25 protein-coding genes are annotated in these 21,566 nt (G+C 62.6%); 11 read left to right on the top strand and 14 right to left on the bottom strand.

The annotated features are described in order from the left end of the window. Nucleotides 1–25: 25 nt before the first annotated feature. The 3 genes from fabI to fabA form a co-directional block, all read right to left on the bottom strand. The gene (gene fabI, locus FHS78_RS12230; protein WP_167094655.1) at nt 26–931 is read right to left on the bottom strand and encodes an enoyl-ACP reductase FabI; all 906 of its coding nucleotides are present in this window, start codon (nt 929–931) and stop codon (nt 26–28) included. A 79-nt stretch (nt 932–1,010) separates the two neighbouring features. Beyond that, on the bottom strand, nt 1,011–2,234 hold the full coding sequence (gene fabB / locus FHS78_RS12225; protein WP_167094653.1) for a beta-ketoacyl-ACP synthase I: 1,224 nt from the start codon (nt 2,232–2,234) through the stop codon (nt 1,011–1,013). Between the two features lie 49 nt (nt 2,235–2,283). After that, nucleotides 2,284–2,805: a 3-hydroxyacyl-[acyl-carrier-protein] dehydratase FabA gene (gene fabA, locus FHS78_RS12220; RefSeq protein ID WP_167094651.1), complete on the bottom strand. Its 522-nt coding sequence runs from the start codon at nt 2,803–2,805 to the stop codon at nt 2,284–2,286. Between the two features lie 271 nt (nt 2,806–3,076). On the opposite strand from fabA, the gene irrA reads away from it, so the two are divergent. From irrA to FHS78_RS12200, 4 genes are all read left to right on the top strand, one after another. Beyond that, entirely contained in the window at nt 3,077–3,535 is a 459-nt protein-coding gene (irrA, locus tag FHS78_RS12215) for an iron response transcriptional regulator IrrA (protein WP_167094649.1), read from the top strand. Nucleotides 3,536–3,779: 244 nt separating this feature from the next. Next, entirely contained in the window at nt 3,780–4,202 is a 423-nt protein-coding gene (locus FHS78_RS12210; RefSeq protein WP_167094647.1) for a rubrerythrin family protein, read from the top strand. 109 nt (nt 4,203–4,311) lie between these two features. After that, nucleotides 4,312–5,655 carry a heterodisulfide reductase-related iron-sulfur binding cluster gene (locus FHS78_RS12205; protein WP_167094645.1) on the top strand — a complete coding sequence of 448 codons (1,344 nt, stop codon included), beginning with the start codon at nt 4,312–4,314 and terminating at the stop codon, nt 5,653–5,655. Nucleotides 5,656–5,696: 41 nt separating this feature from the next. Beyond that, nucleotides 5,697–6,290, top strand: a complete 594-nt coding sequence (locus FHS78_RS12200) for a DUF3501 family protein (RefSeq protein ID WP_167094643.1) — start codon at nt 5,697–5,699, stop codon at nt 6,288–6,290. A gap of 21 nt (nt 6,291–6,311) precedes the next feature. Here the strand turns inward: FHS78_RS12200 and FHS78_RS12195 are convergent, their stop codons facing one another. Beyond that, nucleotides 6,312–6,923 carry an SH3 domain-containing protein gene (locus tag FHS78_RS12195; protein ID WP_167094641.1) on the bottom strand — a complete coding sequence of 204 codons (612 nt, stop codon included), beginning with the start codon at nt 6,921–6,923 and terminating at the stop codon, nt 6,312–6,314. Nucleotides 6,924–7,116: 193 nt separating this feature from the next. Here FHS78_RS12195 and FHS78_RS12190 point away from each other — a divergent pair, with 193 nt between their 5' ends. Continuing rightward, nucleotides 7,117–8,109 (top strand): 2-hydroxyacid dehydrogenase, encoded by a 993-nt coding sequence (locus tag FHS78_RS12190; protein WP_167094639.1) that lies wholly within the window; start codon nt 7,117–7,119, stop codon nt 8,107–8,109. Here FHS78_RS12190 and FHS78_RS12185 read toward each other — a convergent pair. The 4 genes from FHS78_RS12185 to FHS78_RS12170 all read right to left on the bottom strand — a co-directional run bounded on the left by FHS78_RS12185 (nt 8,102) and on the right by FHS78_RS12170 (nt 11,121). Further along, nucleotides 8,102–8,887, bottom strand: coding sequence for a HesA/MoeB/ThiF family protein (locus tag FHS78_RS12185; RefSeq protein WP_167094637.1), 786 nt, complete (start codon nt 8,885–8,887; stop codon nt 8,102–8,104). The two genes, FHS78_RS12190 and FHS78_RS12185, sit on opposite strands and share 8 nt — an antisense overlap. 62 nt (nt 8,888–8,949) lie before the next feature. Beyond that, nucleotides 8,950–9,750 (bottom strand): thioesterase family protein, encoded by an 801-nt coding sequence (locus tag FHS78_RS12180; RefSeq protein WP_167094635.1) that lies wholly within the window; start codon nt 9,748–9,750, stop codon nt 8,950–8,952. 17 nt (nt 9,751–9,767) lie between these two features. After that, nucleotides 9,768–10,373 (bottom strand): 2-hydroxychromene-2-carboxylate isomerase, encoded by a 606-nt coding sequence (locus FHS78_RS12175; RefSeq protein ID WP_167094633.1) that lies wholly within the window; start codon nt 10,371–10,373, stop codon nt 9,768–9,770. 19 nt (nt 10,374–10,392) lie between these two features. Further along, nucleotides 10,393–11,121 (bottom strand): SDR family oxidoreductase, encoded by a 729-nt coding sequence (locus FHS78_RS12170; RefSeq protein ID WP_167094631.1) that lies wholly within the window; start codon nt 11,119–11,121, stop codon nt 10,393–10,395. A gap of 86 nt (nt 11,122–11,207) precedes the next feature. On the opposite strand from FHS78_RS12170, the gene FHS78_RS12165 reads away from it, so the two are divergent. Further along, nucleotides 11,208–11,699 (top strand): winged helix-turn-helix transcriptional regulator, encoded by a 492-nt coding sequence (locus FHS78_RS12165; protein ID WP_167094629.1) that lies wholly within the window; start codon nt 11,208–11,210, stop codon nt 11,697–11,699. 56 nt (nt 11,700–11,755) lie between these two features. Here FHS78_RS12165 and cysK read toward each other — a convergent pair whose 3' ends face one another. The 6 genes from cysK to ubiE all read right to left on the bottom strand — a co-directional run bounded on the left by cysK (nt 11,756) and on the right by ubiE (nt 17,516). Then, entirely contained in the window at nt 11,756–12,715 is a 960-nt protein-coding gene (gene cysK, locus FHS78_RS12160; protein WP_167094627.1) for a cysteine synthase A, read from the bottom strand. Between the two features lie 23 nt (nt 12,716–12,738). Further along, a complete protein-coding gene (locus tag FHS78_RS12155) occupies nt 12,739–13,188 on the bottom strand; it encodes an RrF2 family transcriptional regulator (RefSeq protein WP_167094625.1) in 450 nt (149 codons plus the stop codon). 31 nt (nt 13,189–13,219) lie between these two features. Then, the gene (gene dut, locus FHS78_RS12150) at nt 13,220–13,681 is read right to left on the bottom strand and encodes a dUTP diphosphatase (protein WP_167094623.1); all 462 of its coding nucleotides are present in this window, start codon (nt 13,679–13,681) and stop codon (nt 13,220–13,222) included. Further along, complete coding sequence (gene coaBC, locus FHS78_RS12145; RefSeq protein WP_167094621.1) at nt 13,678–14,925, bottom strand: bifunctional phosphopantothenoylcysteine decarboxylase/phosphopantothenate--cysteine ligase CoaBC; 1,248 nt, start codon at nt 14,923–14,925, stop codon at nt 13,678–13,680. Before coaBC ends, dut begins: the two co-directional genes overlap by 4 nt. Nucleotides 14,926–15,063: 138 nt before the next feature. Continuing rightward, complete coding sequence (locus FHS78_RS12140; RefSeq protein ID WP_167094618.1) at nt 15,064–16,740, bottom strand: AarF/UbiB family protein; 1,677 nt, start codon at nt 16,738–16,740, stop codon at nt 15,064–15,066. Nucleotides 16,741–16,757: 17 nt separating this feature from the next. After that, entirely contained in the window at nt 16,758–17,516 is a 759-nt protein-coding gene (gene ubiE / locus FHS78_RS12135; protein ID WP_167094616.1) for a bifunctional demethylmenaquinone methyltransferase/2-methoxy-6-polyprenyl-1,4-benzoquinol methylase UbiE, read from the bottom strand. Between the two features lie 121 nt (nt 17,517–17,637). Here ubiE and mutM point away from each other — a divergent pair, with 121 nt between their 5' ends. The 5 genes from mutM (at nt 17,638) to FHS78_RS12110 (ending at nt 21,389) form a co-directional block, all read left to right on the top strand. Continuing rightward, complete coding sequence (gene mutM / locus FHS78_RS12130; RefSeq protein ID WP_167094614.1) at nt 17,638–18,543, top strand: bifunctional DNA-formamidopyrimidine glycosylase/DNA-(apurinic or apyrimidinic site) lyase; 906 nt, start codon at nt 17,638–17,640, stop codon at nt 18,541–18,543. A gap of 11 nt (nt 18,544–18,554) precedes the next feature. After that, nucleotides 18,555–18,965, top strand: a complete 411-nt coding sequence (locus FHS78_RS12125) for a hypothetical protein (RefSeq protein WP_167094612.1) — start codon at nt 18,555–18,557, stop codon at nt 18,963–18,965. A gap of 36 nt (nt 18,966–19,001) precedes the next feature. Next, nucleotides 19,002–19,778 (top strand): enoyl-CoA hydratase, encoded by a 777-nt coding sequence (locus FHS78_RS12120; protein ID WP_167094610.1) that lies wholly within the window; start codon nt 19,002–19,004, stop codon nt 19,776–19,778. Between the two features lie 199 nt (nt 19,779–19,977). Next, nucleotides 19,978–20,241 (top strand): 30S ribosomal protein S20, encoded by a 264-nt coding sequence (rpsT, locus tag FHS78_RS12115; RefSeq protein WP_167094608.1) that lies wholly within the window; start codon nt 19,978–19,980, stop codon nt 20,239–20,241. Between the two features lie 569 nt (nt 20,242–20,810). Further along, nucleotides 20,811–21,389 (top strand): rhodanese-like domain-containing protein, encoded by a 579-nt coding sequence (locus FHS78_RS12110; protein ID WP_343041970.1) that lies wholly within the window; start codon nt 20,811–20,813, stop codon nt 21,387–21,389. The last annotated feature ends 177 nt before the right edge of the window (nt 21,390–21,566 follow it).

Genomic DNA, 21,566 nt, shown 5'->3' with positions numbered 1-21,566 from the left:
GACAAGCGGGGCGAGCGGCCGGGGCTCACTTGCTGGTGAGCTTGGCCGCGTCCTTCTCGCCCTTGGTCGGCGCGCCGCCGTTTTCCTGTTCCGCCGCTTCGCGCAGATCGTCGGTGCGCGGCATGCCGATCACGTTGTAGCCGGCATCCACATAGTGGATTTCGCCCGTGACCCGAGCGGCCAGATCGCTCAGCAGGTAGAGACCGGCACCGCCCACATGGTCGAGCTCGATCGACTCCTTCAGCGCGGCATGCTGCTTGTTCCACTTGAACACGAACCGCGCATCGCCGACCGCGGAGCCTGCCAGCGTGCGCATGGGACCCGCGGAGATCGCATTGACGCGGATGCCGTCGCGGCCGAGATCGGCGGCGAGATAGCGCACGCTCGCTTCCAGCGCCGCCTTGGCGACGCCCATCACATTGTAATTGGGCATGACGCGCTGGGCGCCGTCATAGGTGAGCGTCACCATGGACCCGCCATTCGTCATCAGTTCGCTCGCCCGATGCGCGATCGCGGTGAAGGAGTAGCAGGAAATGTCCATCGTCCGCAGGAAGTTCTCCCGGGTCGTGTTCACATATCGGCCCTTGAGTTCGCTTTTGTCGGAATGCGCGATGGCATGAACCACGAAATCGAGCGAGCCCCACTCCTTCTTCAGCGTGGCGAATACTTCGTCCATCGACGCATCGTCCGTCACGTCGCAGGACAGCACGATGTTTGAGCCTACGGACTCCGCCAGCGGCTTCACGCGGCGGCCGAAGCTGTCGCCCTGATAGGTGAAGGCCAGTTCCGCCCCGTGCATGGCGAGCGTACGGGCGATGCCCCAGGCGATCGAATGATCGTTTGCGACGCCCATGATGAGGCCGCGACGGCCCTTCATGAGTTCGCCGGAGAGCTGTAGCGTCTCGTCCGTCTTGTGTCCCTTGTCTGGCATAGCATCCCCGACCCGATAATTACTGGCCCCGCCGCAAGGCGCGGTCCATCCCCCTACTCAAACTTCATGTCGCCGCGTCTCAAGCGTCATAGCGCTGGAAGACGAGCGAAGCGTTGGTGCCGCCGAAGCCGAAGCTGTTCGACATGGCGATATTGATGTCGGCATTGTCGATCCGGGAGCGGACGATATTCGCATCCGCCAGTTCGGGATCGATTTCCTCGATATTCGCGCTTTCCGCGATGAAGCCGTTCTTCATCATCAGCAGCGTGTAGATCGCCTCATGAACACCCGCCGCGCCCTGCGCATGGCCGGTCAGCGACTTGGTGGCGCTGATGGGCGGCATGTCCTTGCCGAAGACTTCCTGGATTGCCCTCACTTCCGGCACGTCGCCGACAGGCGTCGAGGTCGCATGCGGATTGATGTAGTCGACCTTGCCCTTCACATCCTGCAGCGCAAGCTCCATGCAGCGCACTGCGCCTTCGCCAGAGGGCGCGACCATATCCGCGCCGTCCGCCGTGGCGCCATAGCCGACGATTTCGGCGTAGATCTTCGCGCCGCGCGCCTTGGCGTGTTCCAGCTCTTCGAGCACCAGGATGCCGCCGCCGCCGGTAATGACGAAACCGTCGCGGTCCTTGTCATAGGCGCGGCTTGCCTTGTCAGGCGTTGCGTTGAATTTCGACGACATGGCGCCCATCGCGTCGAACAGCACCGACAGCGTCCAGTCGAGCTCTTCGCCGCCGCCGGCGAACATCATGTCCTGCTTGCCCCACTGGATCATCTCCGCGGCATTGCCGATGCAATTGGCGCTGGTGGAACAGGCCGAGCTGATCGAATAGTTCACGCCCTTGGTCTTGTACCAGGTCGAAAGATTGGCCGAGCATGTGGAGGACATCGCCTTGGGAACGGCGAACGGACCGACGCGCTTGGGGCCCTTGCCTTCCGCGCGGGTCGTGTCGGCAGCCTGTACGATGGCCTTGGTGGACGGGCCGCCCGACCCGACGATGAGGCCGGTGCGCGGATTGCTCACATCGCTCTCTTCGAGACCGGCGTCCTGGATGGCCTGCTCCATGGCCGCGCAGGCATAGGCCGCGCCGTCGCCCATGAAGCGGCGCGCGCGCCGGTCCACGATCTCGTCGGGGTTTACCTTCAGGCTGCCATGCACCTGGCTCTTGAAGCCGAGGCGTTCATAGTCCTCCGCTTTCACGATGCCCGAGCGCGCATCCCTGAGGCTCGACAGGACCTCCTGCGAGTTGTTCCCGATACTGCTGATGATACCCATGCCTGTGACGACGACCCGTCTCATGGCAGCCTCTCTTTCTTGAGGATCACATTCTGTTCCGCGACCGCCGCCGTCAGGCAGGCTGCTCATCCGCGCCGAACAATCCCACTTTCATGTCGCTGATCGTGAAGGCGACCTCGCCGTCGGCCTTGATGATGCCGTCGGCCACGCCGAGCACGAGCTTGCGGTTGATGACGCGCTTCAGGTTGATCTTGTATTCGATCTTTTTGATGGCGGGCGTCACCATGGCGGAGAATTTCACCTCGCCCACGCCGAGCGCGCGGCCCTTGCCCTTGCCGCCGACCCAGCCGAGAAAGAAACCGAGGAGCTGCCACATGCCGTCGAGCCCGAGGCAGCCCGGCATCACCGGGTCGCCCTCGAAGTGGCAATCGAAGAACCAGAGATCCGGCTTGATGTCGAATTCGGCAAGGATCTGGCCCTTGCCGTGTTCGCCGCCCTCATCGCTGATATGAGAGATGCGGTCGACCATCAGCATGGGCGGCAGCGGCAATTGCGGGTTGCCCGGGCCGAACATACGGCCGTGACTGCATTCCAGGAGGTCTTCGTAACTGTAAGCCGACTTCTGCTCCGCCATTCCCATCTGCTCGAAACTGGCCGCTTGCCTGATCGTGACTTGCCTGCCGCATGGGCCGGGGCACTGTCAGGCCGGACCGGATTGCTGACTGGGCACCGCCTGCTAAACGGCCCCGCTCCCTGTCTTTTTTGCTTCGTAACATACCCCGCCACCGGCGCAAAGACATGCTTGTGCTCATGGCCGCACGATTCGGCGCCGCCCTTGACAAAAGCATGACGCGACCACATTTTCTTGTAACGATTACAAACTGCATGTGAGTGCGAGAGAGAATATGGCGCATTTGACCCCTGATACGCAGGAGAGGCCCTACGCGCAGACCCTGTCGAGGCTGCGGTCGTCCGGATTGCGCCCCACGCGCCAGCGGCTGGCTCTCGGCCGCCTGCTCTTCGATGGCGGCGACCGCCACGTCACCGCCGAGGCACTCCATGAGGAGGCCCAGAAGGCCGGTGTGAGCGTGTCTCTGGCCACGGTCTACAACACGCTGCACCAGTTCACCGAAGCCGGTCTGCTTCGGGAGGTCGTGGTCGACTCCTCGCGGACCTATTTCGACACGAATGTCGACGACCACCATCATTTCTTCTTCGAGGATGATGGGCGTCTGATGGACATCTCCGGCGAGGAGATCGGGATCGAGCGCCTGCCTTCCGCGCCGGAAGGTACGGATATCGCCCGGGTCGACGTGATCGTCCGCCTTCAGGGCGCTTCGCAGAGCACGGATGGCGACCGCTAGGCCTCGCTCAATTAAGAACTAATCGCAAAAACAATCGCTTATAGCGTTCTTTAGATACTGTCTAATTAATTGACGGGGTCTTGGGAGCGTTCTAGATTCGCCTGTGCATCCCCCGAACGCCCTATGCCCGGCCGCCGCCGGACAACCGGCAGCAGGGGGAAGGGCCGTTATTCGGCATAACTGGTTCAGGGCGCCGGAGCCTGCATCCCAGCTTCTCCGGCCGCCAAACAGGTGAGGAAAGATCATGGCATCGCTTGCTGGTTCCAAGACAATGGACAATCTGAAGGAGGCTTTCTCGGGTGAAAGCCAGGCCAACCGCCGCTATCTCTATTTCGCCCAGAAGGCCGACGTCGAAGGCTACAACGATGTGGCTGCCGTGTTCCGCTCCACGGCGGAAGGCGAAACGGGCCACGCGCATGGCCATCTCGAATTCCTCGAGGAAGTCGGCGACCCGGCAACGGGCGAGCCGATCGGCAACACCGACGCCAACCTCAAGGCCGCCATCGCCGGCGAAACCCACGAATACACCGACATGTATCCGGGTATGGCCCGCACGGCCCGCGAGGAAGGCTTCGACGAGATCGCCGACTGGTTCGAAACGCTGGCCAAGGCCGAAAAGAGCCATGCCGGCCGTTTCCAGAAGGCGCTGGACGGTCTGGACGACTGACAGGATGTGAGGGGAGAGGCGGCGGACGACGCTGCCTCCCCTTTTTTCTGTCCGCCGCGAAAAAGATGAGGAGCGGCGGCGATCGCGTGTCGCAAAACAGGGGCAGGACATGACCGAAGGCAGCACCGCAGCGCCGACCCGCCATCCGCTGGATTGGCACAATCCCGATTTCTACGATCTAGACAAGCTCGACGAAGAGCTGCGCCGGGTTTTCGATATCTGTCACGGTTGCCGCCGCTGCTTCAATCTTTGCGACAGTTTTCCCCGTCTTTTCGATCTGATCGATGAATCGCCCACCGGCGAACTCGATGAAGTGAAGTCGGAGGATTTCGGCCCTGTCGTCGAAGCCTGCACGCTTTGCGACATGTGCTTCATGACGAAATGCCCCTATGTGCCCCCGCATGAATTCAATCTCGATTTTCCCCATCTGATGCTGCGTTACCGCGCAGCGGAAGCAAAACGCGAAGGCTTCCCCTTCACGCAAAGACAGCTCGCCCAGACCGACCGCAACGGCAAGCTGGCCGCGCCGGTCTCCGGGCTGGCCAATTGGGGCTCCTCGACGTCGAACAAGCTGGCGCGCCCGGCGCTCGAAGCGGTGGCCGGGATCGACCGCCGCGCCGAACTGCCCAAATTCTACGGCAAGACCTTCACCATGCGCGCCAGGGCGCAGGACGCATCGGGCGAGGCCGTGCCGAAGGACGCGCCGGCCAAGGGCCGCAAGGCCGCGATCTTTGCGACCTGTTTCGTGAACTACAACAACCCGCATGTCGGCGAAGCGGCCCGCAAGGTGCTCGCGCATAACGGTGTGGAAACCGAGGTTGCCTATCCCGGCTGCTGCGGCATGCCCTTCCTCGAACAGGGCGATATTGCCAGGGTCGCCGACCAGGCCCGCAAGGTCGCCAGGGATATGGGCAAGTGGATCGACAAGGGCTATGACATCATCACATTGACCGCCTCATGCGGGCTGATGTTCAAACTGGAATGGCCGCTCATCCTGCCTGACGACCCGGATGTGAAGAAACTCGCCGCCGCCACCCGCGACATCGACGAATATGTGGTCGACATCGCGAAAAACGAAGGCCTCGCACCCGGCCTGACCCCTGTCGATGGCGGGGTCAGCGCGCATCTCGCCTGCCACGCACGGGCTCAGAATATGGGCGCAAAATCGGTCGAGATGCTGAAACTCATTCCCGAGATCAAGGTGGATGTGGTGGAGCGTTGTTCCGGCCATGGCGGGACCTTCGGCGTGATGAAGGAAACCTTCGAAACCGCGATGAAGGTCGGCAAGACGGCGGCGCGCAACGTCAACAAGACCGGCAATAAATATGTGACCTCGGACTGCCCGCTGGCGGGCAAGCATCTCGTTCAGGAAATCGACGGGATGGACGACGCCACGCCGCCTTCCGCGCAGCATCCGATCGAGATCATGGCGCGGGCCTGGGGACTTCTCTGAAGGCCGGGAAACCCCGCGAGATAAATGAGCAGGACAGGAAAATGACCGCACAGAAAAGGGAAATTACGCGCGACGACATTCTGCCGCTGGAAACCTATGCTGCCCAGCGCAAGGAGCGTCGCACCAAAAGCGCCGAGATGAAGCGGACGCGCCGTCTGGGCGTCGGAGCTTTCTGCACCTTCTATTTCGAAAACTACGACACGATGTTTCAGCAGATCCACGAGATGCTTTACATCGAAAAGGGCGGCGAGGAACAGATCGCCGACGAACTGGCGGCCTATAATCCGCTGATCCCCAATGGGCGGGAACTCGTTGCGACGGTCATGTTCGAGATCAACGATCCCGTGCAGCGCGACAAGGAGCTGCGGCGTCTGGCTCATGTCGAGGATTTCATGTTCGTCGATATTGGCGGCGAGCGCGCCAAGGCCGTGCCGGAGCAGGACGTCGAACGCACCACGGCGGACGGCAAGACCTCCTCGGTTCATTTTCTGCACTTCCCGCTCACCGACGAACAGGCCGCGAAGTTCAAGGATCCCTCGGTCGAGGTCTCGCTCGTGATCTCGCATGAGAATTACGGTCACATCGCGATGATACCGAAGGACGTTCGCGAGGCGTTGGCGGGCGATCTCGCCTGACGGCTTCTCCCGCAAGAAGGGTCAGTCGAAATCCTCGTTGGGATAGACGCCCCACAGGCGTGTCCTTGCCACATAGCCCTCATAACCCTGGGCCTCGATGCGGCACCAGGCGCCCTGACAGCTCTTGAGGCGCGCAAGCACGTTCGTGTCGGCATAGGCCACGATGGCGGCGTTGGAGGTCGGTTCGTCCAGAATGGGCACCGGCAAGCCGCTCCTGTCTTCCAGAATGAGGGCGGTTCGCCGCCCGTCCAGCATGGAATGCCAGATCCAGCCCACATCGCCGTCCGCGTCGCGGACTTTGCGCCAGCGGCTTGTTTCGGCAATGATTTCAAGCGGCATGCGTCGGCGCACGAACACCCAGTCCACCGGATAGTCGGTTCCCGGCCCGCGGCGCAGATTGGCGTGACCCGATTTCAGACTGACGAAACGCGGCACGGGCAATCCCGTGGCCGAGCCCGGTTCATGCGTGACCGGCACCGGCTCCTGCGCCGGGATAAAGGTTTCCTTTACCCCCTCTTCTGCCAGGGCGACCGTCATGGCGCTGAGCACTATCGCAAGGCTGACGGCACCCGCAGCGGCAAGGCGCAAGGCGGTCAGGCGAGAAAGGGGTCCGGTAATTTTACTGTTCCGCATCTTGTTTCGGAGGCCCGAGTCGGTATTTGGCAATCTGGCCTGCCTCAGGTCAAGCGGCGTCGGCCCGGATGACGGTGAGTTAAGCGGAGAACGCGCTTGGTGCGGGACGGGCCCCTCTGGTAAACAGAAATTCCCGCTTCCCTTGTGATCGCAGGCGCCGCGTCAGGGTGCCTTCCGCCGGAGCATCGTCCGAATGACCGTCAATAAACCGCTTGTCATCGTTACCCGCAAATTGCCCGAGCAGATCGAGCAGCGCATGTCGGAATTGTTCGATGTCCGGTTGAATGGAGACGATCACCCCATGTCCCAGCAGGAACTGGCCGACGCGATCGCCCAGGCCGAGGTTCTGGTGCCGACCGTGACGGACCGGATCGACGGGCGTCTGCTCGGACATGCAGGCGAAAAGCTCCGCCTCATCGCGCAGTTCGGGACGGGCGTCGACAATATCGATGTGGAAAGTGCCCGTCGCCGCGGGATTACGGTAACCAATACACCCGGCGTGCTGACCGACGACACGGCCGACATGGCCATGGCGCTCATTCTCGCCGTGCCGCGCCGCCTGTCGGAGGGTGCGCGCTACCTGCGGGACCATGACGGCAAATGGCCGGGCTGGTCGCCGTCATGGATGCTGGGCCGCCGCATTACCGGCAAGCGCCTGGGCATTATCGGCATGGGCCGGATCGGTCAGGCGGTTGCGCGACGGGCGCGGGCCTTCGGCCTCGAGATCCACTATCACAACCGCAAACCTGCCAATCAGGTCATCGAGCAGGAACTGGGCGCCACCTATTGGGAAGACCTCGATGCGATGCTCGCCAAGGTCGACATCGTGACGCTGCATTGCCCGCATACGCCGCAGACCTTCCACATGCTCGATACGCGCCGCCTGAAGCTGATGAAGCCCGAGGCCTATATCGTGAATACGGCGCGCGGCGAGATCATCGACGAGAACGCGCTGGTCCGCGCGCTGGAAGGCGGCGAGATCGCGGGCGCGGGGCTGGATGTCTTCGAACATGAGCCCGCCGTGAACCCGCGCCTTCTCGGCCTTGGCAATGTGGTGCTGCTGCCGCATATGAGCTCCTCCACCATCGAGGGCCGGATGGAGATGGGCGGCAAGGTCATCGTCAATATCAAGACCTTCATGGACGGGCACCGTCCACCGGATCGGGTTATCCCGGCCATCATGTGATCGTCGGATTTTCGCCCGTCAGCGGGTTCCTGGGATCCCATTTGAGCTTCACCGTGCGGAAGCGCGTATCCAGTGCATCGTAGATAAGAAGCCTGCCGGCAAGACTTGTCCCCGCGCCGGTAATCTCCTTGATGACTTCAAGCGCCTGCAGCGAACCGATCACGCCGGTAAGCGCGCCGAGTATGCCCGCTTCCTCGCAGGTCGGCACCGACCCCGGCTCGGGCGTCTCGCCGATGAAGTCGCGATAGTTCGGCATCGGCCTGCCGTCCGCGTCTCTCTCAAACGCCTTGAAGGTCGCAACCTGTCCTTCGAACTGGCCGACCGCGGCGGAGACGAGCGGCACTTTCGCGAAGTAGCAGGCGTCGTTCACGACGAAGCGCGTTTCGAAATTATCGCAGCCATCGGCCACGATGTCGTATTGCGAAACGATGTCCCGCGCATTGTTCGCCGTCAGCCGCTCCGTATGCTGATGGAAAGTGACATCCGGGTTGATGCGCGCAATGGCATCCGCCGCGCTTTCGGTCTTGGGGCGGTTCACATCTTTCGTGCCATGGATGATCTGACGCTGAAGATTGGACAGTGACACCTCGTCATTGTCGATCACGCCCAGCGTGCCGACGCCCGCCGCCGCGAGATACATCAGGCAGGGCGAGCCGAGCCCGCCCGCGCCGATGACCAGCACTTTCGCGTTCAGAAGTCTCTGCTGGCCCGGTCCGCCGATTTCCTTGAGCACAATGTGCCGAGCATAGCGTTCGAGCTGTTCGTCCGTCAGTGCCATTCCTGCGCCTCCACGCCCTTAAGGGCCATGCTCCGGGGTTTCTGTCAAATGGAGGCGGACGCTTATTCGGGCAAGGGCAACAGCACGGCGCTTTGGCAGGACCGTCCGATACGTCCGTAAATGTCGAAAATCTCGGACTCGGTGAAGCCGCGCCCGTCGCCCCACCAGTCGCCGCGCTGGGCGACGCCGATCCATTCGCCCTGCGGCATGCGGGAAAGGTGGAATGAGAGATCGGCATTGGGCCAGCCCGCCGCATTGGGCCGCGTGCCGCTATCGGTCACGGTGAAGAGGGTCGAGACATCCGCCACGGCCATGGCATCGGAAAAGGGCGTGGGCGCTGAATGGAAAGGCCGGTGGAGGCGAAACCATTTCGCGCGCGTGCCGTCTTCATGATGCGTGTCGCGAATATCCACGAGATCGAGAAAGCCCTGTTGCGTGTTCTGGGCGAAGAATTCCGGCATCTCCCAGGCGGAAAAGCTCTCCGGATCGAAGACGGGGTCTTTCGGAGCCCCCGGCAAGCCGTCAATCGTCGCCGGCCGCTGGAAACAGGCAACCGCTTTGGTTTGCAGCTTGCCGTCGGCATGGAGTTCGTTTTCCAGAACCGCTATGCGACCGCCTTCGCGCACGGGCGTCATCCGGCTTTCGATTTCGGTGAGGGGTAGGGGACGCAACAGATAGACATGCGCCGAGACGAGTGCGCCGAGCCCGCGTGTCGCTGCCGTGATTTCCATTTCGCCGACGGCAAGCGCGCTTGCCGCGCCGCCATGCATGCCGCCGAACGGGCCCTGAGCCTCGCGGCGCGGATGCCAGCCTTGGCCGTCATGCGAAAAGACCGGCGCGAGATCCGTGGTCGATACACTCATGGAACTGATCCTCTATCCTAACCGGCGGCGATGGCGTCTTCGACGTCGCGCAAACTGTCCTTGCCGAAATAAATCTCGCCGTCGACGAAGAAGGTAGGAATACCGAAAGCGCCACGCGCCACGCTATCCTCCGTATTCGCAACGAGCTTTGCTTTTACCGCCGGGTCCTGAATGCGCTCCGCCATATGCCTCCCGTCGAGCCCCGCCTCGTCCAGCACCGCGCGGATGGTTTCCGGATCGTCCATCTTCTTCGATTGTTCCCACATCGCCGCCATCACCGCCTCGACATAGGGCGACAGCCCGCCTTCCATCTCCGCGGCAATGGCGCCGCGCATGATCTGCAGCGTGTTGACCGGAAAATGCTCGTTGAAGCGGAAGGCTGTCAGCCCATGCTTTTCGATGAAGCGCCGCATTTCCAGCGCCTGGTACGCACCCTTGTTGAGGATGCCTTGATTGGCGACCATGGGCGAAACATTGTTGGTGGCCTTGAAGATGCCGCCGAGCAGCACCGGTACATAGGTGAAGGGGACGCCGGTTCGCGCTTCGATCTCCGGCACGATCTTGTGCGCGAGATAGGCATTGGGGCTGCCGAAGTCGAAATGGAATTCGACATGTTTCATCATGATGCGTGTCCTTCGGAGATCAGAATTTTTCCATCCAGGGGCGCAGGTCGAGTTCATGCGTCCAGGCATCGCGCGGCTGGCAGTGAAGATACCAGTAGGCATCGGCGATATGCTCGGGATCGAGGATGCCGCCTTCCTCCTTCAGCGCGTAGCGCTCGGGAAAATTCTCGGCAATCCATTGCGTGTCGATGGCGCCGTCGATGATCGAGTGCGCTACGTGAATGCCTTTGGGGCCGAGTTCGCGCGCCATGCTCTGGGCAAGGGCGCGCAGGGCGAATTTGGCGCCTGCGAAGGCGGAGAACCCCGCACCGCCGCGAAGGCTCGCCGTCGCACCGGTAAAGATGATCGTACCGTGCCCGCGCGGGATCATCGCCTTTGCCGCCTCGCGGCCTGCAAGGAACCCGGCGAAACCCGCCATCTCCCAGACCTTGCGATAGACCCGCGCCGTCGTTTCGGTGATGGGGAAAAACACATTGGCGCCGATATTGAAGACCATGACCTCGATGGGGGCGACCTCGCGCTCGACATGCGCAAAAAGGTCGATGGTTTCGTCCTCCGACCGCGCATCGCAGGCGCAAGGGTGCGCCTCGCCACCCGCCTGCTCGATCTCCTGTACCAGCGGCTGCAGCTTGTCGATGGACCGGCGCGTGATGCAGGTCGCATAGCCTTCGCGCGCGAACCGTTTGGCGATGGCGCCGCCCGTGGCATCGCCCGCGCCGACGATCAGCGCGGCTTTTCGGTCGCTCATTGCCACCTCCCTTCCAGGAATTAAGTTCTTTTTTCGAACTGATAGCCAGATTGAGTTCCGAAAAGGAACCTGTCAAGCTGCAATCCATGAGATGGGAAGAACTCGACCGCCAGCCTTGCTCGCTCGCCCGCACCCTGTCGGTGATCGGCGACCGCTGGACATTGCTCGTGATCCGCGACTGTTTTCTGGGCGTCCGCCGTTTCGAGCAATTCGAGGCGCGGCTCGGTATTGCGCGCCACGTGCTGGCCGACCGGCTGAAGAAACTCACGGAAGCGGGCGTGTTGGCAAAAGTGCCTTATCAGGAACGGCCCCGCCGCGAGGAGTACCGCCTGACCGAGAAGGGGCTGGCTCTTCATCCGGCGCTGATCGCGCTGCTGGATTGGGGCGATCGCTACATGTCCGGCCCGGAAGGCGCGCCCATGCAGCGCCGTCACCGGACATGCGGTCACGTCACCCAGGGCATCATGGTCTGTGCCGAATGCGGCGAACCGCTGGACCCGCGCGAGATGAGCGTCGAGCCGGGCCCCGGCGCGCCGGGCGATCTGGCGTTGCCCGAGCGGGCAGGAAAAACCCCCTGACACGAAAAAGCCCCCGGCGGGTAACCGGGGGCTTTCGAGTTCCGAAGACAGTTGGCTCAAAGGCCGTCGAACAGCGGCGTGGAGAGGTAGCGTTCCGCGAAAGACGGGATGATGACCACGATGGTCTTGCCCTTCATCTCCGGGCGCGTGGCAACTTCCAGCGCCGCGGCAATCGCCGCGCCTGAGGAAATGCCGCAAGGTACGCCCTCTTCCTTCGCCACGCGCCGGGCATGATCGAAGGCGTTTTCATTGCCGATGGTGATGACCTCGTCGATCAGGGCGCTGTCCAGATTGCCCGGCGCGAAGCCTGCGCCGATACCCTGGATCTTGTGCGGCCCGGGCTGGCCGCCGGAAAGCACGGGGCTGTCTTCCGGCTCCACGGCAATCATTTTCAGCTCGGGCTTGCGTGCTTTCAGCACCGAGCCGACGCCGGTGAACGTGCCGCCCGTGCCGACGCCGGAAATCACCGCGTCCACCTTGCCGTCGGTGTCGTTCCAGATTTCCTCCGCCGTCGTCTTGCGATGGATTTCCGGATTGGCCGGATTGTCGAACTGCTGCGGCATCACCGAATTGGGGTTCTGCGCCATCAGCTCCTCGGCGCGCGCAATGGCGCCTTTCATGCCCTTTTCGGGCGGCGTGAGCTCAAGCTGAGCGCCCAGCAGCGCCAGCATCTTGCGCCGCTCGATCGACATGCTTTCCGGCATGCAGAGAACGAGCTTGTAGCCCTTGGCCGCGCAGACAAAGGCAAGCGCGATGCCCGTATTGCCGGAGGTCGGCTCGATGATGACGGTGTTCTCGTTGATCTTGCCCGCCTTCTCCAGCGCCTCGATCATGGCGACGCCGATACGGTCCTTCACGCTGGCAAGCGGATTGAAAAACTCCAGCTTCAGCAGGATGTCGGCCTGCGCGCCGGCCTCTTTGGCCAGCTTGTTGAGGCGTACCAGCGGCGTGTTGCCTATCGTTTCGGTGATGTCGTTATAGATGCGTCCGCGTCCTGGCTTGTTTTCTGCGCTCATTGGAGCCTCCCGGGGCTTTTCAATTAGATGGTGAAATCGGCGCTGGGCGTCTCTGCGCCCACGCCGGTGGCCTCCGCCTTGCGGCACAGATCCTCGATGGTAACGGCGTCGAGCTTTTCCATGACTTCCGCCTGCACTTCCTCCCAAAGCGGTGCGATCACGCGCTGGCTGAGGACGGAGGGGCTTTCGGTCGCCGGTTCGTCGGACGCTTCCATCGCGCCGACCACACGAACGACTTCGCCCGCCGTGATCCGCCGCCGCTCACGCGCCAGCGTATAACCCCCGCGCGGGCCGCGCACGCCTTTCAGGATACTGGCATGCACGAGCTGTTGCATGACCTGCTCCAGATAGCGCTGCGGAATGCCCTGCCTCTGGGTGATTTCCTTCGACTGAACCGGGTCGGGCCGCGCATTGATAGCGACATCCACTACCGCTTCCAGCGCCAGCCATGTCTTCTTCGACAGTCTCAGCATATGCACTTGCCCTCCCTCATTACATGTCCCCTCACTTCGTACCTGTGGAGCCGAAGCCGCCGGCGCCGCGGTCCGTTTCGTCCAGCGACTCGACCCGGCGAAGCCGTGCCCGCGTCACTGGCGCGATCACCATCTGGGCGATGCGCATGCCGCGTTCGATCGTCACGGGGTCTTCCCCGAGATTGACGAGAATGACCTTCACTTCGCCGCGATAGTCGCAATCGACCGTTCCCGGCGTATTGAGAACGGTGACGCCCTGCTTGGCGGCAAGGCCCGAGCGCGGGCGTATCTGCGCCTCGAACCCTTCCGGCAGCGCAATGGCAAGTCCCGTCGGCACCATCATGCGTTTGCCGGGCTCAAGCACCGCGTGGCCGGTCTCGGGCAGGGCGGCGAGAAGATCCATGCCCGCTGCGCCGGTCGTTTCGTAGCGCGGCAGCGGCAGGCCTTCGGCATGATCGAGCTGACACACCTTCACGTCGATCTCGGGATTCATGTGGCGGACTTCCCTTTCCTGAAATGATCGGCGACGCGGTGCGCCAGGCGCCGGGCGACATCGCGCTTGCTGGCGCGCGGCCAGTCCTCGGCGCCCTCCGCGGTGATGATGTGAACCAGATTGTCGTCGCCGCCCATGATTCCGGTGGCGGGCGACACGTCGTTTGCGACGATCCAGTCGCAGCCCTTGCGCATCCGCTTGTCGGTTGCGTGTTCGATGACCTTTTCGGTCTCCGCCGCAAACCCGACGACAAGGCGCGGCCGCTTCCTGCCCTTGAGCGCGGACAGCGTCGCCAGGATGTCCGGGTTCTGTTTCAGCTTCAGGTGCAGCCCGTCTTCGCCGTTTTTCTTCTTCATCTTCTGCTCGGCGCTCGCTTCGACGCGCCAGTCGGCGACGGCGGCGGCGCAGATGGCGATATCGGCGGGCAGTGCCGCTTCGCAGGCCGCGAGCATTTCATCCGCCGTTTCCACATGACGCACGCTCACGCCTGCCGGATCGGGCGTCGCCGTCGGGCCGGCAACAAGCACCGTCTCGGCGCCGAGCGTCGCGAGCGCGGCGGCAATGGCATGGCCCTGCTTGCCGGAGGAACGATTGGCGATGTAGCGCACCGGGTCGATGGGTTCATGCGTCGGACCGGATGTCACAAGCGCCTTGAGGCCCTTGAGCGGTTGGTCCGCGGCAAAGGCGGCTTCGCCGAAATGGGCTTCCACGGCGCCGACAATTTCCATTGGCTCCGCCATGCGGCCGGGACCGAACTCGCCGCAGGCCATATCGCCTTCATTCGGGCCGACGAAGGAAATGCCGTCCTGCGCCAGCGTGGCAATGTTGCGCTGGGTGGCAGCATGTTCCCACATGCGCACATTCATGGCGGGCGCGATCAGCACCGGCTTGTCGGTGGCCAGAAGTGCCGTGGTGGCGAGGTCGTTCGCCAGCCCCCCGGCCATGCGCGCCATCAGGTCGGCGGTAGCAGGGGCGACGAGCAGCAGGTCGGCATCGCGGGAAAGCTCGATATGTCCCATCTCCGCCTCGTCGGTGAGGTCGAAGAGATCGGTAAAGACCTTTTCACCCGTCAGGCTGGAGACGGAAAGCGGTGTGACGAATTCATGCGCCGCGCCAGTCATGATGGCGCGTACGCTCGCCCCGCGTTCGCGCAGACGTCGGATCAGGTCCAGGCATTTATAGGCCGCGATGCCTCCGCCGATGATCAGCAGGATGCGTCGGGCCTCGAGAGAACTCTTGTCCACGGTGAAACCCCGTATGGCCTGAGGGTGCTTTCGTCCCGAGGAAAGGACATATCACACTTCCATTGATGGCAATATAGGGTTTCACTGTCGGGGTTTGTAGATCGAAAATGTCGAATGAAACCGTCGGGTTTTCAGAAGCTAGAAAATCGCGACCGCCAGAAGGGCGATCAGCGCTCCCGCGATCAGCCAGAAGACGGGGTGGGCCCGCGGCTCGTTCTTGAGAGAGCCCGGGTGAACCTTCACGCCCTGATCGTCCACATTGTCGGCCAGCAGCCTTGTGGCCCGCTCCGCGCGCTCCAGCACGTCCGGTAGATTGGCGAGGACGCGGCCCATCTGCAGTGCGCCGGCGGCGGCCTCTTCCAGCCGATGTTCGGGGGTCGCCTGACCGGTAATCCATTCCTTGACCACCGGCTCGGCGCTCTCCCAGATATTGTGATCCGGGTCGAAATGCCGGGCGACGCCTTCCACCACCACCATGGTCTTTTGCAGCAGGATGAGTTCCGGCCGCGTCCGCATGTCGAATTGCTCGGTGACCTGGAAAAGCTGGGAAAGCAGGCGGCTCATCGAGAGTTCGCTGAGCGACTTGCCCCAGATCGGTTCGCCGATAGACCGCAAGGCCTGTGCGAAGGCGTGGCGGCTCTTCGTACGCGGCACGTAGCCGGCCTCGAAATGCACATCCGCGATGCGCGTATAGTCGCGCAGCAGGAAGCCCATCAGAATGTCGGCGAGATAGCGCCTTTCATGCGGCCCGATCCGACCCATGATGCCGAAATCGACGGCCACCAACACGCCGTCTTCATCGACGAACAGATTTCCCTGATGCATGTCGGCATGGAAGAACCCGTCGCGTAGCGCGTGCGTCAGGAAAGACTGGATGACCTGCCGTCCCAGCGCCTTCATGTCGTGGCCCGCCTCGACGAGCGCCTCGCGGTCGGAGGCCGGAATGCCGTCCACCCATTCGATGGTGAGGACGCGCCGGGCCGTCCGCTCCCAGTCGACGGCGGGCACGCGAAAGCCGACATCGTTGGCCGTGTTCTGCGCCATTTCCGAGATCGCCGCCGCTTCGAGACGGAAATCCATTTCCAGCCGCACGCTGTCGGCCAGCGTCTGCACGACTTCGACCGGGCGCAGACGCCTTGCGGGTTTGTAGAACCGTTCGATCGTCTCGGCAGCCCAGAAGAAACTGTCGAGATCGTCGGCAAAGCGCGTTTCCACATTGGGGCGCAGAACCTTCACCGCCACATCGAGACCCTGATGCGGTTCCGTTTCTTCTGCGGCCGCGTCCAGAGGTTCGACGACCTCCGACGGCTCCGCGATCACATCGGGCGTTTCTTCTGCGCCGCTTTCCGGCTCTTCCGGTTCGGGCATGGTATGCGCGTGATGTACCTGCGCGATGGAGGCCGCGGCGATCGCCTCGGAGAAACGGTCGTAAAGCTCGTCAACCGGCTTGCCGAGATCTTCCGCGATGATCCGGCGCGCCTCTTCGGTTGGGAAAGGCGGCAGCTTGTCCTGCAGGCTGGTGAGGTCGGCGGCAAGATCGGCGCCGATGACGTCGGGGCGCGTCGCGAGGAATTGTCCGAGCTTGATATAGGAAGGCCCGAGATTGGCCAGCGCGGCGGCGAGTCTCTCGCCCGCACTGCCTTCGATATGCTCGGGTTCTTCTTCCCAGGACAGGCGAATCTTCGCCAGAGGTAGCAGCATCAGCAAAAGCTTCGGCATCTCCTGACGAAGCTCGAGCGGAAACAGCGCGTCATGACGCCCGAGTTCGCGCGCAGCCCTGGCGAGCCTGATGCTGTTGCCTATGGCGCGAAACATGGGGCGCGCGCCTTTCTCTAAAGCCGCCAGCCGGAATGGATCGCAGCGATCCCGCCGGTCAGGTTCCGGTAGCTGGTACGCGCGAAACCGGCCTCTTCGATCATGCGTTTGAAGGTCTCCTGATCGGGAAAGCGGCGGATGCTCTCGACGAGATACTGATAAGGGTCGCCGTCGCCCGTCACCCATTTGCCGATTTTCGGAATCGCGGCGAAGGAATAGCGGTCATAGATCTTGTCGAGGAACGGCACCGGCACCTGCGAAAACTCCAGGCAGAGAAAGCGCCCGCCCGGTTTCAGCACGCGGCGCGCATCGGCCAGCGCCTTGTCGATGCGGGTGACGTTCCGGATGCCGAAAGCGATCGTATAGGCGTCGAACGAATTGTCGGGAAAGGGCAGCTTCTCCGCATCTCCGCAGGCGAACTCGCATTTGTCGGCAAATGCTTTCGCCTCGGCGCGGTCCTGCCCCACCATCAGCATGTGTTCGTTGATGTCGCAGACGGTGACCGCGCATCCCTCGCCGCCGCGTTCCAGAAAGCGGAAGGCGATGTCGCCCGTGCCGCCGGCCACGTCGATCAGGTGAAAGGGCCGGCTGGTGCGCGGCGGGTTCAGCATGTCGATCATGACCTGCTTCCAGGCGCGGTGAAGCCCGCCCGACATGAGGTCGTTCATCAGGTCGTAGCGGCTCGCCACCTGCTCGAACACATTGTGAACGAGCCCGGCCTTGTCGTCCTCGGCGACGGTCTTGAATCCGAAATGTGTGGTCTTGCTGTCGGTCATACTCGCATCTGCACTTGCCCGCCCGGGCGATAGGTTGCGCGCACCATGGCTATGGCCGCGGACCATAGCGGAGCCGGGCGGAAACCGCTACTTTCCTGCGCTTCACGTTAACGGAACGCATATGCCCGAACTGCCCGAAGTCGAAACCGTCCGCCGGGGGCTCGAACCTGCCATGGAAGGCCGCGTCATCGCCCGCTTGACCCAGAGGCGGCCCGATCTGCGCTTTCCCTTGCCCGAACGGTTTGCCGCGCGGCTGACGGGACGCCAAGTCTCGCATCTGACGCGCCGGGCGAAATATATTCTCGTCCATCTCGCCCCGCGTGAACGCGATCCGGCCGAAGTTCTGCTCATGCATCTGGGCATGTCGGGCCGCTTTACCATTCTCCCGCCCGGTTCGGACGCGGCCTCGCCGGGTAATTTCCATCACCCCGCGCCCGCCGAACGAACGGAAGGGGCAGGCTTCGGCCCGCATGACCACATCGTCTTCGATATGGAAGACGGCACCCGCATTGTCTATTCCGACCATCGCCGTTTCGGCTACATGGATTTGATCGCAGAGGATGCGCTGGAAGACAGTCCGCATCTTGCCGCATTGGGGCCGGAGCCGCTGGGCAACGGGTTTTCCGCGAAAATCCTGTCGGAGAAGCTGCAAGGCAAGCGCACACCCATCAAATCCGCGCTTCTCGATCAGCGCGTCGTGGCGGGGCTGGGCAATATTTATGTCTGCGAGGCGCTCTTCCGCGCCGGCATCTCGCCGCGCCGTCTTGCCATGAATGTGGCAGGCCCCCGACGCAGCGAGAAGCTGGTCCGCGCCATTCGCGATGTCCTCACCGAAGCGATTGCCGCAGGGGGATCCACGCTTCGCGACTACGCTCATACCGACGGCGAACTCGGCTATTTCCAGCACAGCTTTTCCGCCTATGACAGGGAAGGTGAAGTCTGTTCAAATCCGGGTTGCGGGGCTACGGTGAGGCGCATCGTCCAGTCCGGGCGATCCACCTTTTTCTGTCCGCGCTGCCAGAAATGACACGCAGAACAATGACCCTTCGCCGGATGACCCGCCGTCTTACATATGTCTTTGCCGCGCTGCTCCTCTCGGCGGCTCTCGCCGCCGCGCCCGGCATTGCGCGGGCCGATGACGGCTTTCTGAGCGCGGTGGACGATATGCCGCTCATGCCGGGCCTGGCGGAGACGGGCGATGGCGGCATTGCCTTCGACAAGCCCACCGGTCGCATCGTGCGGGCCGTGGCGACGGGCGACGTATCGGAGAAGGGTGTGCGCGCCTTTTACAACGGAACGCTGCCGCAGCTCGGCTGGGAGCGCGAAAAGAAACTCGAACTGATCGGAGACCTGATGGTCTTTCGCCGCGAAGGGGAACGGCTGGAAATCCAGATCGTGCCCGAGGGCACGGCGCATACCGAAGTTCGGTTTTCCATCGAACCCGATTGATCTTTGCACTGCCCCATATGCTGAGGAGAAACTCAAATGGCCTATCAGACCATTCTGGTCGAGAAGAAAGGCGCTGTCGGCGTCGTCACGCTGAACCGTCCCGAGGCGCTCAATGCGCTCAACAAGCAGCTGATGGACGAGATGACGGCGGCGCTCGATGCCTATGAGGCCGACGAGCACATTCATTGCATCTTGATCACGGGGTCGGAAAAGGCTTTCGCCGCAGGCGCCGATATCAAGGAGATGCAGCCCAAATCCTATATGGACGTCTTCAAGGAAGACTTCATCACCGCTAACTGGGAACGCCCCACGCGCTGCCGCAAACCGGTCATCGCCGCGGTGGCGGGCTATGCGCTGGGCGGCGGCTGCGAACTCGCCATGATGTGCGACTTCATCATCTGCGCCGACAATGCGAAATTCGGCCAGCCCGAGATCAAGCTCGGCGTGATGCCCGGCGCGGGCGGCACGCAGCGCCTGACACGCTTCGTCGGCAAGTCCAAGGCAATGGAAATGTGTCTCACCGGCCGCCTGATGGATGCCGAGGAAGCGGAACGCTCGGGGTTGGTGAGCCGCGTCGTGCCGCTCGACAAGCTGCTGGACGAGGCCATGAAAGTGGCCGATACGGTGGCGTCCATGTCGCTACCCATTGCGATGATGACCAAGGAATCCGTCAATCGCTCCTATGAGACGACGTTGTCGGAAGGGGTGCGTTTCGAGCGCCGTCTCTTCCACTCCATGTTCGCCACCGACGACCAGACGGAAGGCATGGCGGCCTTTGTGGAAAAACGCGAGCCGCATTTCCGCAACAGCTGACGGGCGGCGCGACTTTTCCGCGGAAAATGGGCTGTTTTGCCCCATTTTCCCTGGTTGACGGAGGCCGGGCGGGCGCGTATAACCCCGGCTTCCTGAGACGGGCGCCGCTTTTTCGGGCGGCACTCGCTTGATCGTATAAATGCGCCGGGTTGCGCGCCGGAAACGGCTGATCCCCGGCATGTCCGAAGGTTCTGGAAACATGGCGAATACCGCTTCCGCCAAAAAGGCGATCCGCGTGATCGAGGCGCGTACGGCCGTCAACAAGGCTCGTCGCAGCCGTATGCGCGGCTTCATCCGCAAGGTTGAAGAGGCGATTGCGAGTGGCGACCAGCAGGCGGCGCAGACCGCGCTGCGGGCTGCTCAGCCCGAGATCATGCGCGCGGCGCAGAAGGGTGTGATCCACAAGAACACGGCGTCCCGCAAGGTGTCGCGTTTCGCAAATCGCGTGAAGGCGCTCGGCTGAAGCCGACTGCGCCTCGCCCGCGGGTGGACCGTCTGGCGGGGCATGCGATCAAATATTGAACAAGCTATTCCGGTACGCCGGACCGCGGCCTGCGAAACATCGTTTTGCAGGCCGTTTTGTGTCATGAATTCGTGGGCGCACCGTCACACTCTTCGTGTCGACGATGCGGCAATGTGAAAAGGACCGAAATGGTCCCGATTCAAGAAATGCTTGTGCCACAGGGGTTTGTCGCAACGATATGTGTTTGCGGGCGTCGCTGGCCACTGCATGTTGGTGTCAAGAAGCAGTCACGCCAGACGAAAGTTTTTTGACGAATCGGATTCTTTGGCTTGCCTCTCCCGAGGCCTCTCGGTATGTTTAATGACCTCGGAGGGGCCACATGAATACTGAAATTCGAGCGGTTTTTATAATAAAAAATCCTGGTTTTCAGTATTCGCGGACCCAGTCCCGAGGCAAATTATAGTATCCAGGCAGATAGCGGATCCCTCTTAAGGCGCGGTTTTCAGGACAGCGCCATCGGGAAGCTTGTGTCCCGAACGCTTTCTTTTCCACCAGCGGGGACTGGCGGGATGAAAGCGCAGACGGGTGAGGCGCGGGCTTTCCCGGTTTACGGGTTCCTGTCGGTTCTGGAGCGGGTGACGGCGCGGCGGCCTGAAGGGGGTTGGATGTCGGAAGCGGGCGACAAGAAAGGGGCAACCCGGCCTGAGATTTTGCCTGATACCGATGCGGGCTATGCCGGCGATGTAACGCCGGTCGAAGCCTGGCGGGTCTTGACGGAAAATCCGCGGGCTTTGCTGATCGATGTGCGCACAAGGGCGGAATGGACTTTTGTCGGTCTGACCGATCTTGCGCATCTCGGCAAGCAGCCAGTGCTTATCGAATGGGTCTCCCAGCCCGATATGGCGCGCAACCCGGAATTCGAGAGCCATGCGGCCGAGGCCATTTCGGAGGCCGGCGGCGAAGCGCCGGTTTTCTTTCTGTGCCGCTCCGGCGCGCGCAGCAAGGCGGCGGCTATTGCAATGACGGAGCGGGGCTTCGGTCCTTGCTACAACGTCGAAAGCGGATTTGAGGGCGATCTCGATGACGGTCGCCACCGGGGACGGCGAAACGGCTGGAAGGTCGCAGGCCTTCCTTGGGTGCAGAGCTAGCGCGCCGCGGAAGGGGACCCGGTGCCGCTTGGGATCGGATCTGCGGAGCGATTGGGAACCGGGCCCTGCGGGGCCGGTTTGACAGGATGGAGCGCCTGAATCGGGGCTCTGGCGGGTGAGGCAAACGTCGTGGCGGATGAAGCGGAAAAAGGCCGGCGGTTCGATACAACTGACGGA

It is taken from the genome of Parvibaculum indicum (assembly GCF_011762095.1).
Lineage (GTDB): Bacteria > Pseudomonadota > Alphaproteobacteria > Parvibaculales > Parvibaculaceae > Parvibaculum > Parvibaculum indicum.
This window is presented reverse-complemented; position numbering and strand designations above follow the sequence as displayed.

What these genes read in the sequence shown, in the direction of transcription:
- fabI (WP_167094655.1), bottom strand. Translation starts at nt 931, where the DNA reads ATGCCAGACAAGGGACACAAGACGGACGAGACGCTACAGCTCTCCGGC.
- fabB (WP_167094653.1), bottom strand. Translation starts at nt 2,234, where the DNA reads ATGAGACGGGTCGTCGTCACAGGCATGGGTATCATCAGCAGTATCGGG.
- fabA (WP_167094651.1), bottom strand. Translation starts at nt 2,805, where the DNA reads ATGGCGGAGCAGAAGTCGGCTTACAGTTACGAAGACCTCCTGGAATGC.
- irrA (WP_167094649.1), top strand. Translation starts at nt 3,077, where the DNA reads ATGGCGCATTTGACCCCTGATACGCAGGAGAGGCCCTACGCGCAGACC.
- FHS78_RS12210 (WP_167094647.1), top strand. Translation starts at nt 3,780, where the DNA reads ATGGCATCGCTTGCTGGTTCCAAGACAATGGACAATCTGAAGGAGGCT.
- FHS78_RS12205 (WP_167094645.1), top strand. Translation starts at nt 4,312, where the DNA reads ATGACCGAAGGCAGCACCGCAGCGCCGACCCGCCATCCGCTGGATTGG.
- FHS78_RS12200 (WP_167094643.1), top strand. Translation starts at nt 5,697, where the DNA reads ATGACCGCACAGAAAAGGGAAATTACGCGCGACGACATTCTGCCGCTG.
- FHS78_RS12195 (WP_167094641.1), bottom strand. Translation starts at nt 6,923, where the DNA reads ATGCGGAACAGTAAAATTACCGGACCCCTTTCTCGCCTGACCGCCTTG.
- FHS78_RS12190 (WP_167094639.1), top strand. Translation starts at nt 7,117, where the DNA reads ATGACCGTCAATAAACCGCTTGTCATCGTTACCCGCAAATTGCCCGAG.
- FHS78_RS12185 (WP_167094637.1), bottom strand. Translation starts at nt 8,887, where the DNA reads ATGGCACTGACGGACGAACAGCTCGAACGCTATGCTCGGCACATTGTG.
- FHS78_RS12180 (WP_167094635.1), bottom strand. Translation starts at nt 9,750, where the DNA reads ATGAGTGTATCGACCACGGATCTCGCGCCGGTCTTTTCGCATGACGGC.
- FHS78_RS12175 (WP_167094633.1), bottom strand. Translation starts at nt 10,373, where the DNA reads ATGATGAAACATGTCGAATTCCATTTCGACTTCGGCAGCCCCAATGCC.
- FHS78_RS12170 (WP_167094631.1), bottom strand. Translation starts at nt 11,121, where the DNA reads ATGAGCGACCGAAAAGCCGCGCTGATCGTCGGCGCGGGCGATGCCACG.
- FHS78_RS12165 (WP_167094629.1), top strand. Translation starts at nt 11,208, where the DNA reads ATGAGATGGGAAGAACTCGACCGCCAGCCTTGCTCGCTCGCCCGCACC.
- cysK (WP_167094627.1), bottom strand. Translation starts at nt 12,715, where the DNA reads ATGAGCGCAGAAAACAAGCCAGGACGCGGACGCATCTATAACGACATC.
- FHS78_RS12155 (WP_167094625.1), bottom strand. Translation starts at nt 13,188, where the DNA reads ATGCTGAGACTGTCGAAGAAGACATGGCTGGCGCTGGAAGCGGTAGTG.
- dut (WP_167094623.1), bottom strand. Translation starts at nt 13,681, where the DNA reads ATGAATCCCGAGATCGACGTGAAGGTGTGTCAGCTCGATCATGCCGAA.
- FHS78_RS12140 (WP_167094618.1), bottom strand. Translation starts at nt 16,740, where the DNA reads ATGTTTCGCGCCATAGGCAACAGCATCAGGCTCGCCAGGGCTGCGCGC.
- ubiE (WP_167094616.1), bottom strand. Translation starts at nt 17,516, where the DNA reads ATGACCGACAGCAAGACCACACATTTCGGATTCAAGACCGTCGCCGAG.
- mutM (WP_167094614.1), top strand. Translation starts at nt 17,638, where the DNA reads ATGCCCGAACTGCCCGAAGTCGAAACCGTCCGCCGGGGGCTCGAACCT.
- FHS78_RS12125 (WP_167094612.1), top strand. Translation starts at nt 18,555, where the DNA reads ATGACCCTTCGCCGGATGACCCGCCGTCTTACATATGTCTTTGCCGCG.
- FHS78_RS12120 (WP_167094610.1), top strand. Translation starts at nt 19,002, where the DNA reads ATGGCCTATCAGACCATTCTGGTCGAGAAGAAAGGCGCTGTCGGCGTC.
- rpsT (WP_167094608.1), top strand. Translation starts at nt 19,978, where the DNA reads ATGGCGAATACCGCTTCCGCCAAAAAGGCGATCCGCGTGATCGAGGCG.
- FHS78_RS12110 (WP_343041970.1), top strand. Translation starts at nt 20,811, where the DNA reads ATGAAAGCGCAGACGGGTGAGGCGCGGGCTTTCCCGGTTTACGGGTTC.